General features: G+C 57.9%; 17 protein-coding genes. 7 read left to right on the forward strand and 10 right to left on the reverse strand.

Annotation, left to right across the window (positions count from 1 at the left end):
• Positions 1-99: 99 nt before the first annotated feature.
• Together fabG and fabD are read right to left on the reverse strand one after the other, a co-directional pair.
• Positions 100-837: a 3-oxoacyl-[acyl-carrier-protein] reductase gene (gene fabG, locus ROLI_RS14085; protein ID WP_187429215.1), complete on the reverse strand. Its 738-nt coding sequence runs from the start codon at positions 835-837 to the stop codon at positions 100-102.
• Between the two features lie 6 nt (positions 838-843).
• Complete coding sequence (gene fabD / locus ROLI_RS14090) at positions 844-1,776, reverse strand: ACP S-malonyltransferase (RefSeq protein ID WP_187429216.1); 933 nt, start codon at positions 1,774-1,776, stop codon at positions 844-846.
• 199 nt (positions 1,777-1,975) lie between these two features.
• Here fabD and ROLI_RS14095 point away from each other — a divergent pair, with 199 nt between their 5' ends.
• Positions 1,976-3,175 carry a cytochrome b/b6 domain-containing protein gene (locus ROLI_RS14095; RefSeq protein ID WP_187429217.1) on the forward strand — a complete coding sequence of 400 codons (1,200 nt, stop codon included), beginning with the start codon at positions 1,976-1,978 and terminating at the stop codon, positions 3,173-3,175.
• Between the two features lie 63 nt (positions 3,176-3,238).
• Here the strand turns inward: ROLI_RS14095 and ROLI_RS14100 are convergent, their stop codons facing one another.
• Positions 3,239-3,811 (reverse strand): YceI family protein, encoded by a 573-nt coding sequence (locus ROLI_RS14100; protein ID WP_187429278.1) that lies wholly within the window; start codon positions 3,809-3,811, stop codon positions 3,239-3,241.
• Positions 3,812-4,182: 371 nt separating this feature from the next.
• On the opposite strand from ROLI_RS14100, the gene rpsF reads away from it, so the two are divergent.
• From rpsF to rplI, 3 genes are read left to right on the forward strand one after another with little or no spacing between them, the layout of a single operon-like run.
• Positions 4,183-4,536: a 30S ribosomal protein S6 gene (gene rpsF, locus ROLI_RS14105; RefSeq protein WP_187429218.1), complete on the forward strand. Its 354-nt coding sequence runs from the start codon at positions 4,183-4,185 to the stop codon at positions 4,534-4,536.
• 26 nt (positions 4,537-4,562) lie between these two features.
• Complete coding sequence (gene rpsR, locus ROLI_RS14110; RefSeq protein WP_011569173.1) at positions 4,563-4,790, forward strand: 30S ribosomal protein S18; 228 nt, start codon at positions 4,563-4,565, stop codon at positions 4,788-4,790.
• A 10-nt stretch (positions 4,791-4,800) separates the two neighbouring features.
• On the forward strand, positions 4,801-5,430 hold the full coding sequence (gene rplI / locus ROLI_RS14115; protein WP_187429219.1) for a 50S ribosomal protein L9: 630 nt from the start codon (positions 4,801-4,803) through the stop codon (positions 5,428-5,430).
• A 96-nt stretch (positions 5,431-5,526) separates the two neighbouring features.
• Here the strand turns inward: rplI and ROLI_RS14120 are convergent, their stop codons facing one another.
• Positions 5,527-6,021, reverse strand: coding sequence for a GNAT family N-acetyltransferase (locus tag ROLI_RS14120; protein WP_187429220.1), 495 nt, complete (start codon positions 6,019-6,021; stop codon positions 5,527-5,529).
• Between the two features lie 262 nt (positions 6,022-6,283).
• Between ROLI_RS14120 and ROLI_RS14125 the strand changes: the two genes are divergently transcribed.
• Positions 6,284-6,721 (forward strand): lytic transglycosylase domain-containing protein, encoded by a 438-nt coding sequence (locus tag ROLI_RS14125; protein ID WP_316247417.1) that lies wholly within the window; start codon positions 6,284-6,286, stop codon positions 6,719-6,721.
• 202 nt (positions 6,722-6,923) lie between these two features.
• On the opposite strand, the gene tig is transcribed toward ROLI_RS14125, so the two are convergent.
• Positions 6,924-8,255 carry a trigger factor gene (gene tig, locus ROLI_RS14130; RefSeq protein WP_187429221.1) on the reverse strand — a complete coding sequence of 444 codons (1,332 nt, stop codon included), beginning with the start codon at positions 8,253-8,255 and terminating at the stop codon, positions 6,924-6,926.
• A 532-nt stretch (positions 8,256-8,787) separates the two neighbouring features.
• On the reverse strand, positions 8,788-9,171 hold the full coding sequence (locus ROLI_RS14135; protein WP_187429222.1) for a hypothetical protein: 384 nt from the start codon (positions 9,169-9,171) through the stop codon (positions 8,788-8,790).
• A gap of 468 nt (positions 9,172-9,639) precedes the next feature.
• Between ROLI_RS14135 and ROLI_RS14140 the strand changes: the two genes are divergently transcribed.
• Positions 9,640-10,329, forward strand: coding sequence for a hypothetical protein (locus ROLI_RS14140; protein WP_262386433.1), 690 nt, complete (start codon positions 9,640-9,642; stop codon positions 10,327-10,329).
• Here ROLI_RS14140 and ROLI_RS14145 read toward each other — a convergent pair whose 3' ends face one another.
• Complete coding sequence (locus ROLI_RS14145) at positions 10,330-10,737, reverse strand: c-type cytochrome (RefSeq protein ID WP_187429223.1); 408 nt, start codon at positions 10,735-10,737, stop codon at positions 10,330-10,332.
• Positions 10,738-10,845: 108 nt separating this feature from the next.
• Here ROLI_RS14145 and ROLI_RS14150 point away from each other — a divergent pair, with 108 nt between their 5' ends.
• A complete protein-coding gene (locus ROLI_RS14150; protein WP_187429224.1) occupies positions 10,846-11,280 on the forward strand; it encodes a DMT family transporter in 435 nt (144 codons plus the stop codon).
• Between the two features lie 101 nt (positions 11,281-11,381).
• On the opposite strand, the gene ROLI_RS14155 is transcribed toward ROLI_RS14150, so the two are convergent.
• From ROLI_RS14155 to ROLI_RS14165, 3 genes are all read right to left on the reverse strand, one after another.
• Positions 11,382-12,365: an Ldh family oxidoreductase gene (locus tag ROLI_RS14155; RefSeq protein ID WP_187429225.1), complete on the reverse strand. Its 984-nt coding sequence runs from the start codon at positions 12,363-12,365 to the stop codon at positions 11,382-11,384.
• Positions 12,366-12,439: 74 nt separating this feature from the next.
• A complete protein-coding gene (locus tag ROLI_RS14160; protein ID WP_187429226.1) occupies positions 12,440-13,123 on the reverse strand; it encodes an ABC transporter ATP-binding protein in 684 nt (227 codons plus the stop codon).
• A complete protein-coding gene (locus ROLI_RS14165) occupies positions 13,116-14,402 on the reverse strand; it encodes a lipoprotein-releasing ABC transporter permease subunit (RefSeq protein ID WP_187429227.1) in 1,287 nt (428 codons plus the stop codon). Before ROLI_RS14165 ends, ROLI_RS14160 begins: the two co-directional genes overlap by 8 nt.
• Positions 14,403-14,437 lie beyond the last annotated feature (35 nt).

A 14,437-nucleotide genomic window follows, 5' to 3' on the forward strand; every position in this document is an offset into this window, starting at 1 on the left:
GAAACTCATGTGCAGGGTCAAATCTGCGCCCCCTTTAGCACAAGAGGCGACGATGGCAAACGGATTGTGCACTCTTCATACGTGTCGTGCAAACCCCAATTACAACATGGCCATACCGCCATTCACATGCAAGGTCGTACCCGTGACATACCCCGCTTCCGGGCTGCAAAGATACAGGACCGCCGCGCTGATCTCCGCCGGTGTCCCCATGCGACCGGCAGGGATTTGCCCCATGATCGCGGATTTCTGATCCTCGTTCAGCTTATCCGTCATCGCCGTTTCGATGAACCCCGGTGCTACCGCGTTCACTGTAATCCCCCGGCTTGCGACCTCATAGGCGAGGCTCTTTGACATGCCAATCATGCCCGCCTTGGAGGCCGCATAATTGGCCTGTCCGGGATTACCGGTCGCGCCCACGATGCTCGAAATATTGACGATCCGCCCCCAGCGGGCCTTCATCATGCCCCGCATCACGCCTTTGCAAAGCTTGAAAGTCGCCGTCAGGTTAACATCTAGAACCGACCGCCACTCCTCATCCGACATGCGCATGAACAGATTGTCGCGCGTGATTCCGGCGTTATTGACCAGAATATCAACCGATCCCATCGCCTCGATGGCCTGTTTGGGCAAAGCCTCAACCGCGGCCATATCGCTCAGATTACACGGCAGCACATGCGCCCGCTCCCCCAATTCAGCTGCCAGCGCTTCCAGCGGTTCCACCCGTGTGCCCGACAAGCCAACGCTTGCGCCCGCCCCGTGCAAATGGCGCGCGATCTCGGCTCCAATGCCACCCGATGCACCGGTCACCAGCGCGTTCTTTCCCGTCAAATCAAACATGACCCTCTATCCTTCCACTGCCGCTTTGATGTCATCAGGTGCGCCGATATTGCGCGTGACGCTGTCCTTGGCGATGCGCCTTATCATACCGCTCAAGGCCTTGCCCGCGCCGATTTCCCAGAATTCCGTAACGTCCTGCGCGACCATCCATTCAACGGAGGTCTTCCAGCGCACCTGTCCCGTGACCTGCTCAATCAGCCGGGTGCGGATCTCTGCGGGATCACTTATGGCCTCTGCCAGCACGTTGGAGACAAGCGGCACGCTGGGGGCCTGCATCGCAACATCCGCCAGCGCCGCGGCCATTTTTTCCGCCGCAGGAGCCATCAGCGCACAATGAAACGGTGCGGAAACCGGCAGCATCAGCGCGCGTTTGGCCCCGGCTTCCTTGGCCAGCACAATGGCGCGTTCAACCGCCTCCCTGTCACCGGAAACGACATTCTGCGCGGGGTCATTTTCATTGGCAACCTGGCACACCTGCCCCTCAGCCGCGCGCGCCGCCACATCCGTGGCCGCCGCGTAATCCAGCCCCAAAATCGCCGCCATCGCGCCCACGCCCACTGGAACGGCATGCTGCATCGCCTGTCCCCGCACGCGCAACAGACGCGCCGTATCGCCCAGGCTGAACGTCCCCGCTGCGGCCAATGCGGAATATTCACCCAGCGAATGCCCGGCCACAAATTGCGCCTTATCGAGGGTCGCGCCTTCGGCTTCCAACGCCCGCAGGGCCGCGATCGACGTTGCCATCAAAGCGGGCTGCGCATTTTCCGTCAGGGTCAGTGTTTGAATATCCCCCTCCCAGATCAGCGCGCTCAACTTCTCTCCGAGCGCAGCGTCGACCTCTTCAAAAACCGCGCGCGCCGCCGGATAGGCCTCGGCCAACGCCCGCCCCATCCCAATGGTCTGCGCGCCCTGCCCTGGAAAAACAAATGCGATGCTCATGAAATCGCCTCCCCTGTGGTTTGTTGTTTCCGGCTTAGCCCGCACAATCGGGCGTGGCAACGGGGCCGAGCGCAATTCCTGGCCGCCTAGGGCTTGCAAGCCACGCATCTGCGCGCGAAGGCTGTGCACGTCCTGCCATTGCCGTTGCCGCAATTGCGGTTAGGTTCAGACTAACACTTGCGACTCCCGGAGACCTGCGATGCCCCTGTCCAATTCCGCCACGCATTACGGCGCGATCACCAAAACCTTTCACTGGCTGACCGCGCTACTGATCCTGACGCTGATCCCGCTGGGCATCTATGCCAATGATCTGCCCTATGACACCTCCCAACAGTTAGCGCGCAAAGCCTGGCTGTTCTCGCTTCATAAAACATTGGGCGTCACGGTCTTCTTTACCGCGCTGGCGCGAATCCTCTGGGCGATCAGCCAACCCAAACCCGGCCTGCTGCATGCCGACCGCAAGCTCGAAAGCCTCGCGGCTGAAACCGTGCATTGGCTGCTCTATGGCTCGCTGTTGCTGGTGCCGCTCTCGGGATGGGTACATCATGCGGCGACGGATGGTTTCGCGCCGATCTGGTGGCCGCTGGGCCAGAACCTGCCTTTCATTCCGAAATCCGAATCCCTCGCAAATGCGGCGGCTGGGTTGCACATCGTTTTCGAACGCGTTCTGGTCGTTTCGATCCTGCTGCATGTTGCCGGAGCCTTGAAACATCACCTCATTGACAAGGACGTCACCCTGCGGCGGATGTTGCCCGGCACGCCGAGGGTTCCCCGGACCGGCGGCGGCCATCGCATCGTGCTGCCCCTGTTCAGCGCGGTTGTGATCTGGGCGGGCGCGCTTTCGGTTGGCGCCGCGCTGAACCTCTATTCGGGTCACAGCACCGCCGTGAGTGCCGCATCCCTGGAGGAGGTCCAATCGGATTGGAGCGTGCAGGAGGGCGAGCTTGCCATCGTCGTCCAACAACTCGGCTCGGACGTGCGGGGCAGTTTCGCGGATTGGACAGCAAAGATCAGCTTTGATGAAACCGTCACCACGGGCGTTGCGGGCAACGTCGAGGTGACGGTCTCTATCGGATCGCTGACCCTCGGCTCGGTTACAACTCAAGCGCTGGATACGGATTTTTTCAACGCAGAGGCTTTCCCGATCGCGCTCTTCCAGGCCGAGATCATACGCTCGGACATCGGATATGAGGCACAGGGCAGCCTCACCATCAAAGATCAATCCATGCCCGTGAACCTGCCCTTTACGCTCGAAATCGTGGACGGCGTCGCCACAATGCAGGGCAGCACTCAATTGGACCGGCGTGATTTCGCCATCGGCAACGGGCAGAAGGACGAAGGCACCCTTGGGTTCAATGTGGCGGTCGAAGTGTCCTTGAGCGCGGCACGATCGCAATAGGGGCGGTGGCAACGAAAAAGGCCGCCTCATCAGGGCGGCCTTTTCCGGGGTAAGGGCGGTGGATTATTCCGCCTTCATCGCTTCGATGGAAATCATCACTTCGACCTCATCACCGACGAAGGGTGCAAAATTACCCACACCGAAATCGGAGCGCAACACCGTGGTTGTGGCGTCAAAACCGGCCCAGGGCTTGCCCGCCCGTGGATGAACGCCCATCTGGTTCAGCTTGGCATCCAGAACGACGGATTTGGTCACGTCGTTCATGGTCAAATCGCCCGTGATCAGAGCCGTATCATCGCCCGTCACTTCGATGCCCGTTGACGTGAAAGTGATCATGTCACCCTCTTCTGCACCAAAGAAATCCTCCGACATGAAGTGACTTTCGCGCTTTTCCCAGCCGGTGAACATGCTCATCAACGGCATGGAAACATTCACCGATGACGCGCCGGGATCTTCGGCGTCCAGCATGATTTCACCCTCAAAGCCGGAGAACATGCCAAAGGTCGTGGAAAAGCCTAAGTGGTCGTAACTAAACAGAACTTGGCTGTGGCTGGCGTCCAGGACGTATTTTTCGGCGGCGGCTGAAGCCATCCCGGCAGTAGCGGTCAGAGCGGCGGCGAGGAAAAGCGATTTCATGAATGTGATCTCCTGTTGGTTGTTCATAGATTGATATGTGGGGTTTTTCGGGATCATAACAATTCCGTAGTCCCAAACAATTTCTGCGCGCATATGAACAGTTGCGCCAAATCTAGAGCGGTTAACAGCGCATCTGCACATGAACACCAAACACGCCATAGCGCACTGCCTTCTATGACCGCCCCCATCGTACGCCGCCTATTTCGGCTTTCGGCATTGGTGCAACACCTTCAGACTTGCGCCACCGATCAGAGCGTGTATATCGACGTTTCCTTTTGCACTTGAATTGAACCGCGCAGTCTCTCGTGGCGGGGCCGCAAAAGGAATAGGCCCCCCTTTGAAATGCGCCTTGATATAAATGAGGAAGTTACATGCCAAAGTATGAGCATGTTATGATCGCGCGTCAGGACCTGTCCAACACGCAAGCCGAAGGGCTGATCGAACATTTTGGGGCCGTCCTGTCCGACAATGGCGGCGCACTCGTGGATCACGAGTATTGGGGCGTCAAAACGATGGCCTATAAGATCAACAAAAACCGCAAGGGCCACTATGCTTTCCTGCGCTCGGATGCCCCGGCACCGGCAGTTCAGGAAATGGAACGCCTGATGCGTTTGCATGACGACGTAATGCGCGTTCTGACCATCAAGGTCGATGATCACGCCGAACTGCCCTCCGTGCAGATGCAAAAACGCGACGAGCGCCCAGAGCGCCGTGAGCGCCGTTGATCAACATTAGGACAAGGATATAACCCATGGCCTCTAAACCATTTTTCCGCCGTCGCAAGGTCTGCCCCTTCTCGGGTGATAACGCGCCGAAAATCGACTATAAGGACACACGTCTGCTGCAACGCTACATCTCTGAGCGTGGCAAGATCGTGCCCTCCCGTATCACCGCAGTCTCCGCCAAGAAGCAACGCGAACTGGCCCGTGCCATCAAACGCGCGCGCTTCCTCGCCCTGCTGCCCTATGCTGTGAAGTAAGGAGAACATCATGCAAGTTATCCTACTCGAACGCGTCGCAAAACTCGGTCAGATGGGCGAAGTCGTCGATGTAAAACCCGGCTACGCGCGCAACTTCCTGCTGCCACAAGGCAAGGCGCTCTCCGCTTCCAAAGCCAACATCGCGGCCTTTGACGAGCAAAAAGCGCAGCTTGAAGCCCGCAACCTTGAAACCAAAGCCGAAGCGGAAAAACTCGCCGAGAAGCTTGATGGGCAGCAGTTCATCGTGATTCGTTCTGCTTCTGATTCCGGCGCGCTTTACGGGTCTGTGACAACACGCGACGCCGCCGAAGCCGCCACAGAAGCCGGTTTCTCCGTGGATCGCAAACAGGTCATTCTGGAGCCGATCAAGGAATTGGGCATTCATAGTGTCCAAATCGTTCTGCACCCAGAAGTCGATGCGATGATCGAATTGAATGTGGCGCGCTCCCCCGAGGAAGCCGAACTTCAATCCGCCGGTAAGTCCATTCAGGAACTGGCCGCCGAAGAAGAAGCCGCAGCAGAGTTTGAAATCTCCGAACTCTTTGAGGACATCGGGGCGGCAGCGTCTGACGATGATGATCTGGCTGACACCATTTCCGAAACCTCTGGTGACACCGAAGGAACGGCTGACAAAGCCTGATCTTTCGCCATCTGAACATGTAAATGCCGGGCATAGAAATGCGCCCGGCATTTTTTGTGGGGATATGCCGCGGATCCGGGGCAACCCTGCTGATTGCTAAAGTCGCAGGCGGTAAAAATAATCGCTACGTGACACCCCATCAATCCTGACACCGTCCGGATGCATGGCCGTTCTTTCAAACCCTTGTCTTTCGTAAAACCGGATGGCCGGGTCATTTTCAGTATCCACGAACAGTTCAAGATATTCGATACCCGCCGCCACCGCCTCCTGGATAACGCCGTTGATCAAAACCTGCGCCGCGCCCTTGCCATGATAGGCGGCTGTCACAAAAAAGGGTCCAATTTCAGCGCGATGACGGATGCGCTCGGGGAGCAGCGGGCGATAACCGCAAAAACCGATGAGCGTCTCCCCATCAAATACGCCGCGCATCGCGCCGTGGTTCAGAATGTCCTTTGCGCCGTCGATGGGTGTTGCAAGCGTTTCTGCTTCGCTATGCAGGAAGCCCAGCGGGAAATCCCGGACTCCTTCCAGCTTCAACGCCCGCCACACCGCCGCATGCTCACTTCTCAGTGTTGTAAAAGAAAATGCCATTGCGACCTCGTACCCGACCCTTGGGAACAATTTATGTGCCGTCCCGTGATGGTCGCAACCCTGTCATTGAACAACGCCGATATGAGCCGCGCTTGACCTGCGTCGAGCGCTCTCAGCAGCTACTTGCCGCTGAGACCGGACCCTACACTTGCCTGCGGCACTCAAGCCGTTAAGCTTTTCGTAATACAAACAATCTGTGGCGTATCATGCTCCATTTTTTTCGATCCCCCCAATTCTCATACCACGGCGCAGCTTTCTTGCGATCAGCACGGCGATAATTGTCACCGCTTGCGGCTCTGGCGAGCCTGTCGCGCCTGATCCGCCGCTCTACCCAAACGAGACGCCCGAATTACGCAGGCTGATCAATCAATACGCCGACGCCTATGGTCTGCCCCGCGCATTGCTCCACAAACTGGCCATTCGCGAAAGCGCACATCGACCTGGCGCGCGGAATGGCCCTTATTACGGCTTGTTGCAAGTCCTGCCGCAGACAGCCCGAACAATGGGATTTCGAGGTCAGCCTAACGCCTTGCTAGATGCGGAAACCAATCTGAAATATGCGGGCAAATATCTGCGCGGCGCATGGCTTTTGTCTGACGCAGATCCCGACCGCGCCATCATGTGGTATGCGCGCGGCTATTATTACGAAGCCAAAAGGCGCGGGATGTTGGTGGAAACAGGATTGCGCCCATCTTCTTGAATATGGCGTGGGCAGAGATCGTCACTGCGCGTGCCAAATGCAACGCGCCAAGGCGCAAGCCCGTTTACCGACCGCGCAACCCGCGATCACACACCGCTTGAAGAGCAGCAAACTGCCTAAATCACGCCTTCCGCTAACGATCTGTCATAAAAAAAGCCGCCCCCCTTTGGGGCGACCTTTTAACAGTTCCTAAGAGCGCGGCTTATGCGTCTTCAAGCGCTTCCACGGCCTTTTGCAACTCATCCTTGGAAATGGTCTTTTCCGTGATCGTCGCGTTTTCGAACACATGATCGACAACCTTGTCTTCAAACAACGGTGCGCGCATCTGCTGTTGCATCTGCTGGTTTTGCTGCACGAATTCAAAGAACTGGCGCTCCTGACCAGGGTATTGACGCGCCTGGTTCATGATCGCCTGGGTCATTTCTGCATCGGTCACTTCGACACTGGCTTTCTGGCCGATTTCCGCCAACAACAAGCCCAGACGGACGCGGCGTGTGGCGAGCGTCGTATGCTCGTCGGTGGTTTCGATCTCCGGGTGATCGTGGCCCTCGACCTCGGGGTTTTCTTCATGCCAAAGCTGATGTGCGATCTGCTTGGCTTCTGCTTCCACCAAGGAGGGTGGCAGATCAAAGCTGACCAAACCATCCAACGCATCCAACAGGCCGCGTTTCATGAGTGCCCGCGCCGCGCCAGCGTATTCCGCTTCAAGACGCTCTGCGATCTGGGTTTTGAGGGCTGCAAGGTCGTCCGCGCCGAATTTCTTGGCCAGCTCGTCATTGATTTCGGCAGCAACCGGCTCTTTGACTTCCTTGACCGTACAGTCAAAAACAGCCTCTTTGCCCGCAAGATGTTCGGCCTGATAGTCGTCGGGGAAGGAGACCGTAACGGCTTTCTCCTCACCGGCCTTGGCCCCGACCAATTGCTCCTCAAAACCGGGAATGAAGGAATTTGACCCCAACACCAACGGATAATCCTCCGCCGCACCGCCATCAAAAGCCTCACCATCCACTTTCCCCAGGAAATCCATGACGATCTGGTCGCCGTCCTTTGCTTTGGATCCCTTTTTGCGCGCTTTAAAATCCTGAGCGGTCTCGGCGAGATTTCCCAGCGCCTCATCGACCGCTTCATCTTCGGCCTTAACAACCATTTTTTCAAGCTTGATCTGGGTGAAATCAACCTCTGGAATCTCGGGCAATGCCTCATAGGACATCGCCACCTCGACGTCATCGCCCTCTTTCCAGTCGTCATTGGTCATCTTGACCTCAGGCTGCAAAGCCGGACGATCGCCGGAGGCTTGGAAATGATCACTCATCGCGCCGTCGATGCTTTCCTGCATCGCTTCGCCCATGACTTTCTGGCCGAACTGCTTTTTCAGCAGCGCCATCGGGACCTTACCTTTGCGAAAACCTTTCATTTCGACTTCCGGCTGCGCTTCGGCCAGTTTATCGTTGACCTTCGCTTCCAGCTCAGCGGCGGTAACCGTGATGGCATAGCTGCGTTTCAGACCTTCGTTCAGCGTCTCGGTGACCTGCATGTGTGCTCCATGTAAATAGGGTGCGCCGGGCCGGCGCGCGCGTAAATTTCCGCTCTTCTATTTGGCCTGCCCCAAAGGTGCAAGAGGGGTTCCCTTCAAAGCGTTTTCAGCGCCATGTTCATACATTCGACAGATCCAGGCTGTTTTTCATTTTTCTTCCGCAGCGCAAACCCCTGCGCATGAATCGCCTTGAGTTTTTGAAAAGCAAGCGACGCTCACAACACAGCTACCGCGCCAGGTGCGTTCCAAACCGAAGCGGCTTTTTACATAATAAGCATCATGTTTCCAGCCCCGGATTTACGCGTGCCGCAAAACAGCTGATGGTGTAATAAATGTCTGTTTTCAAGAAGACGACAGCCGCGCTGCTTGATCACGCGACGCCGCGCCGAACCCCGTCACCGCCGGTTCTACTCGGTTGGCCGGACCATCGGCCACACCGATCGGTCGTACCGCTCCGGTTTTCAGATCACAAATTCAGATGTCGCGGGCCGCCAATGCCTTGGCAAAAAAAGGGGTTCTGCATCAGGGTACTTCAGACCAATTTATAGACACGGCCTTCTGATGTAATGACCTTCGCCTTTTTCAACGCGGCCAGCGCGTTGGAAATCGATTGCTGCGCAGGTTTGTCTGTCGCGTTCAAAGCCGCAATGATCTCTTTTCGCATAAGACCAGAGTCCGCATCCGTGATCAGCTGCTGAACCTTCTCGCGCGTGTCACCGCGACGCGGCTTTGATGCTGGCTTGCGCGGCGTGCGTGGCAGTTTGGGCTTGGCCCCTTCCGCCAGATGATACTCAAAACCCAGCGCTTTCAGGTCACCAATCGCCTTTTGCGCGGCCTTGAGCGCCTCAGCTTTTGCAGCACTCAGGAGCTTTTGTTTCTTCGCTTCAAGTTCTTTAATTTCATCAATTACGGACATCGGTTTGCCATTTGTTGTTCTGTTTGATGTGCTGAGGTACGCATTCTCACGGATAAACACAAGACCTTCACGGTTTTGGGGCTGGCGTCCACCTTCGCGACTACCAAAGACCCGTTTTGCGAACGCAGCCTGGCGGGCAAGAGGTCGCGCCTTTCACTTCAACTCTCTTGAGCCCGCAAGATCGCGCGTCTCTCTTTTGACCGCGGTCAACACCTTGCGCGGGCCAACCATTCGTACCGGCGGATGGTAGACGTCGGTACGAAACGAAACCATCAAGACGCTCTGCGACTGCCGATCTTGCGATGTCCTATAGGAATTTTTCGCGCAGGTCGTCCGCGATTTCCACGTAAACCTTTACGCTGGGTAAACGATAGGCGCACCAACCGCCTCGAAGATCTGACAGTGAATTTACCAAAGCAATCAATTTTCCATCTTGATCCCGGCACCGGTTTAAGGCCCACTTCCAAAATGCGCTTATTCCTCACTGGACTGGTCATTTCTGCTGTTTTCATGTCGGGCTGCGGGCGTGGGCTGACCCCGACCGAAACCGCCTTTGCCCGGACGCTGCACGGTGATACGCTCGATACCAGCAAGGTCCGTCTGGTTGACGGGGCTCCGACGCGCGCCGTCACATTCGAACGTAAACCGCGCCCGCGCACCACCTGCCGTGAACGCATCCTGCCACCTGTCAAAACGCAAACCGTCACGTCAAAGCCCGCCGCTGTCGCGCTCTATAATCATGTCCTGTTTGACCGCGACTGGTATCTGGACGACTACCTGCCTGATTACCCTGATCAAATCGGGCTTGTCGCCGCCATGCTTTTTGCCCATGAAATCCTTCATGTTTGGCAATGGCAGAACAGGAAGCAGACCGGATACACGCCTTGGCGCGCTGCTTTTGAACATGATGGCGCGCGTGATCCCTATCTGTTTGAGCTCAACGCCGACCCGAAATTCAGCGATTTTGGCTTTGAGCAGCAAGGGGCCATCATGGAGGAGTTCATCTGTTGCCGCGCCCTTGATCCGGCGGCCCCGCGCACGCAGCGCCTGCATGATCTGATGTCACAGGCCATGCCGGTTGCCCCCCTGCCGACGACGCGGGAATATGCGGTCCGCTTGCCATGGGACGGCGTCGAATTGAAAGGGATTTGCAGTTGATCAGGGGCGCTGCACGCTTTCCAGAAACACCATCATATCAATGATTCTATCGCCGCTTCTGATGCGGCGGCGGTCAATGCGCGCCCGTTTTTTGCGATCACTTTGCAGCGCGCCAATGCCCGCCATCTGGCGACCCCGCATCCCGCCTTGCGCGTAACCCTCGACGGTCTCCAGCGTTTCATAGACGGGAAATGACCCCCCGTTTCTGAGCCGCAGACCGGTGAGGTCGGGAGGTGTCTTGCTTAAACCGGCCACACCGCCGCCACCGCCGCCCCGCGCATTGCCACCGTGGCAAACGGCACATTCGGAGGCATAAATCGCGGCACCGTCGCTCAGATCATTCCGCCCGATGCCGCCACACCCTGCCACCAGAGCACATACCATCCCCAGGAGAAACAACCGAAACATCACTTATCCTCGCCTCTAACGCCACATCGTCCCCGTTGCATAATCGGGCTTGCCCAAGTGGGACCGCGCCACCATGCTCGGTCGCAACACTATAATGGAGATGTATGAATGGCCCATTACGCGATGATCATGTTGTTGGCCGGTATCGGCATCCCCGTTCTGGCCGCCTTGAACGCGGCATTGGGGGTGCGGATCGGATCCCCCGCAGCCGCCGCAACCGTGCTTTTTGTAGTTGCATTCACAAGTTGCCTGATCGTGATGCTCCTGACCGGGCCGCAGGCGTTGGCCAAGGTGACATCCGCCCCCCGTCATCTTTTTCTGGCTGGGGTCCTCGTTGCTTTTTATGTGCTCACGGTCACATATATTGCGCCTAGTTTCGGCGTCGGAAACGCCGTTTTCTTTGTGCTTTTGGGCCAGTTGATCAGCACCGCCGCCATTGACCATTTTGGTCTCTTTGGCGCGCGTGTGACGCCGATGGACACCACAAGGGCGCTCGGAATCGCTCTGATGACAGCGGGCGTTTTCGTGACCCAGAAAACCTGAAGCAATGCGATTTGACGTTACCCACCTTGCACGGCCCGAAATCTGGTGGTTGTGACGTCGACATCTGATGGGCCTGCATGTCAGGCCAAGGTCGCAACGTTTTAATCCGCGCCCGCAAGCTCTCGCAACCGGTCCCAGGTCTGATCTCCGACCTCGACGCTTTCCAAAACCTGCCGGCGTTGACCCGGCATCCGCGCGCCCGCGTCGTGATTTGCCGCCGCGCCAAGCGCGGCAAGGCGCGCATCGAAAACCGGCGAGGTGCCTGGATCAATCAGAATGTAAAACTGTCCCAGATCATGGGGCGGCCCGTCCGGGGATTTCAACGGCTTGACGTTTTGGGACAAGACCGACCCCGTCATGCCCGCCGCAAGAATTTCCGCCATAAGGCCGAACCCCCAGCCCTTATGTCCACCCACGGACACCAAAGACCCCGACAAAGCCGCATCCGGGTCCGTTGTCGGAACCCCATTAGCATCCAGCGCCCAGCCCAGAGGAATTTCCTGCCCCATCGCCTTGGCCATGGTGATTTTACCCAGCGCCACCGCTGTCGTGGATTGATCAAATTGCATCGCCAGCCCACCGTCCTTTGCAGGCACCGAAAAGGCGATCGGGTTGGTCCCGATCACCCGGCTTTTGCCGCCCGGCGCTGCAACGATGGGCGAGGCGTTTGTGAACCCGATACCGATACATCCTGCACGCGCTATCTGTTCGGTAAAATACCCCAGAGAGGTGCAGGTATGGGCATGGGCAATGGCCAGCGTGGCCGTGCCAAACTGGCGCGCGCAGTCCAATGCAGGGGCCAGCCCGTAAGCAAAGGCGGGCTGTGCAAAACCAAAACCCGCATCGACATGCACAGCCGCCGGGCGCGGCGTCGATACAACCGGCGTCACCTCCCCTTTGACACGCCCGCTGCGCAATTGCAGGCAGTAGCTTTCCACGTAATAAAGTCCGCAAATCTTGTTGCCATAACCTTCTGCCGCGCGCACCGCACGGGCGACTTCGCGGGCCGCAAAGGGCGCGGCACCGTGGGCCAGCAACGCTTTTGCAGTCAGTGTTTCAATTTCATCCAGCGTGTGCAGAGCCATGGGCGATATTCCATTCGGTGAATTTCCCGCAGGTTGTCCGCAATTCACGCGCCTCGTCAAGCGCGCCTTTGATCTCAGAGCGCGACAAGCTTGCCGCTTTCAAGACGAATCTGGCGATCCATCCGGGCGGCAAGCTCCATGTTATGCGTTGCAATCAGCGCGGACAGGCCAGTCGCCTTGACGAGATCAATCAGCGTTGCGAACACCTGCTCGGAGGTGGCGGGATCAAGGTTGCCCGTCGGCTCATCGGCCAGCAACAACCGGGGTTCATTGGCCAGCGCGCGACAAAAGGCAACGCGCTGCTGTTCGCCCCCCGATAAGGCCGCAGGTCGATGCGTGGCGCGCGCCCCCACGCCGACACGTTCAAGAAGGTCCTGCGCCCGCGAGACCGCCGCTTTGCGGGCCACCCCATTGGCAAGTTGGGGCAGCACTATGTTCTCAAGCGCGCTGAATTCCGGCAGCAGATGGTGAAACTGATAGATGAATCCAATGTCTTGGCGCCTTATGGCGGTGCGCTTGGCGTCAGGCAGATCGGTCATGTCGTGACCCGCGATACCAACTGTGCCCGCATCCGCGCCATCCAACAGCCCGGCAATATGCAGCAGCGTCGATTTGCCCGCACCGGAAGGCGCCACCAATGCGACGACCTCGCCCCGGTTCACGCTCAAATCGATCCCTTGCAGCACCTGAACTTCACCGGGCAAACCAAGGTTGTAGGATTTCGCAACCCCGCTCAAGGCCAGCATCACCTCACTCATACCGCAACGCCTCAACAGGGTTCATCCGCGCCGCGCGCCGGGCCGGAAATATCGTCACGATGAAGGACAGGCCCAGGGAGAGCGCAACCGCGGAGAGCACATCCCTCAGGTGCAATTGCGCCGGTAGCGCATAGATGCCGCGGATGGAGGGGTCCCAGACGCCGCCGCCCATCAGGACGTTCACAAAGCTGAAGATCGGATCAATATAAAGCGCAAAGAGTGTGCCCAGAATGACGCCAAACAGCGTACCCAGAATTCCGGTAAACGCGCCACAGATGAAAAAGATGCGCATGATCGAGCCCTGTGTCAGCCCCATGGTGCGTAGAATCCCGATGTCGCGACCCTTGTTTTTCACCAGCATGATCAGACCGGAGACGATGTTCATCGAGGCAATCAGAACGAGTATCGACAGGATGATGAACATCACGTTATCCTCCACCTCCAGCGCGCGCAGGAAACCGCCCGAGGCGTCCTGCCAGGTCCAGACCTGGGCGCGCTCACCTGCGGCAGCCAACAGGGTCGGTGTCATCGAGCGGACGTTTTCCGGATCTTCAACCATCACTTCAACTTCATCCGCTATCCCTTCGCGATTAAAGAAGGATTGCGCTTCGAAAAACGGCAAATAAGCCCGCGTCCGGTCGATGTCATAGCGCCCGGCAGTGAAGATATAGGTGACCTCATAAGCGTTGATCCGCGGCGAGGTGCCGAAGGCCGTTTTGACCCCATCGGGCGAAATCAGCTTCACCTTGTCGCCGATGCCGATACCCAATTCGCGCGCCACGCCTGAGCCGATGGCGATGCCGTTTTCGAAATCAGCAATATTACCGCGCGCGACTTCTGGATCAGCAATGCGCGGCAATGTCGCGAGGTCCCCCGGTGCGATGCCAAAGACTTCGACGCCGGCATTGCGCCCCTCAAAAGCCGCCATGACCTGCCCCCGCACAAGGGGCGCGGCGCGGGTGACACCCGGAACGGTTGCAATACGCTGCGCCAATTCTGCATAGTCGGTGATCGAGCGATCCACCCGACCGTCCTCGGTGATCTGCCCCAGCGAATAGAGCGTCACATGCGCATTCGCTCCGAGGATCGTGTCGACAAATTCGGCGCGAAACCCGGACCGGACAGACAATGTCGCGATCAGTGCGAAGACCGCCAGCATGACGCCGATCAGGCTGATCCAGGTCATGGTACTGACCCCACCCTCTGCACGGCGCGCGCGCAGATAGCGCCAAGCGATCATCCATTCAAAGGGCGCAAAGGGGACGGTGGAAGTGGCCATGAGAGATCCTGTCGTCAGATTTGGCGCAACCTGAG

Source organism: Roseobacter fucihabitans, assembly GCF_014337925.2.
In the GTDB taxonomy this organism is placed as follows: domain Bacteria; phylum Pseudomonadota; class Alphaproteobacteria; order Rhodobacterales; family Rhodobacteraceae; genus Roseobacter; species Roseobacter fucihabitans.

What these genes read in the sequence shown, in the direction of transcription:
- ROLI_RS14135 (WP_187429222.1), bottom strand. Translation starts at nt 9,171, where the DNA reads ATGTCCGTAATTGATGAAATTAAAGAACTTGAAGCGAAGAAACAAAAG.
- ROLI_RS14165 (WP_187429227.1), bottom strand. Translation starts at nt 14,402, where the DNA reads ATGGCCACTTCCACCGTCCCCTTTGCGCCCTTTGAATGGATGATCGCT.
- rpsR (WP_011569173.1), top strand. Translation starts at nt 4,563, where the DNA reads ATGGCCTCTAAACCATTTTTCCGCCGTCGCAAGGTCTGCCCCTTCTCG.
- ROLI_RS14150 (WP_187429224.1), top strand. Translation starts at nt 10,846, where the DNA reads ATGGCCCATTACGCGATGATCATGTTGTTGGCCGGTATCGGCATCCCC.
- tig (WP_187429221.1), bottom strand. Translation starts at nt 8,255, where the DNA reads ATGCAGGTCACCGAGACGCTGAACGAAGGTCTGAAACGCAGCTATGCC.
- rpsF (WP_187429218.1), top strand. Translation starts at nt 4,183, where the DNA reads ATGCCAAAGTATGAGCATGTTATGATCGCGCGTCAGGACCTGTCCAAC.
- fabG (WP_187429215.1), bottom strand. Translation starts at nt 837, where the DNA reads ATGTTTGATTTGACGGGAAAGAACGCGCTGGTGACCGGTGCATCGGGT.
- rplI (WP_187429219.1), top strand. Translation starts at nt 4,801, where the DNA reads ATGCAAGTTATCCTACTCGAACGCGTCGCAAAACTCGGTCAGATGGGC.
- ROLI_RS14145 (WP_187429223.1), bottom strand. Translation starts at nt 10,737, where the DNA reads ATGTTTCGGTTGTTTCTCCTGGGGATGGTATGTGCTCTGGTGGCAGGG.
- ROLI_RS14100 (WP_187429278.1), bottom strand. Translation starts at nt 3,811, where the DNA reads ATGAAATCGCTTTTCCTCGCCGCCGCTCTGACCGCTACTGCCGGGATG.
- ROLI_RS14120 (WP_187429220.1), bottom strand. Translation starts at nt 6,021, where the DNA reads ATGGCATTTTCTTTTACAACACTGAGAAGTGAGCATGCGGCGGTGTGG.
- ROLI_RS14140 (WP_262386433.1), top strand. Translation starts at nt 9,640, where the DNA reads ATGCGCTTATTCCTCACTGGACTGGTCATTTCTGCTGTTTTCATGTCG.
- ROLI_RS14160 (WP_187429226.1), bottom strand. Translation starts at nt 13,123, where the DNA reads ATGAGTGAGGTGATGCTGGCCTTGAGCGGGGTTGCGAAATCCTACAAC.
- ROLI_RS14095 (WP_187429217.1), top strand. Translation starts at nt 1,976, where the DNA reads ATGCCCCTGTCCAATTCCGCCACGCATTACGGCGCGATCACCAAAACC.
- fabD (WP_187429216.1), bottom strand. Translation starts at nt 1,776, where the DNA reads ATGAGCATCGCATTTGTTTTTCCAGGGCAGGGCGCGCAGACCATTGGG.
- ROLI_RS14155 (WP_187429225.1), bottom strand. Translation starts at nt 12,365, where the DNA reads ATGGCTCTGCACACGCTGGATGAAATTGAAACACTGACTGCAAAAGCG.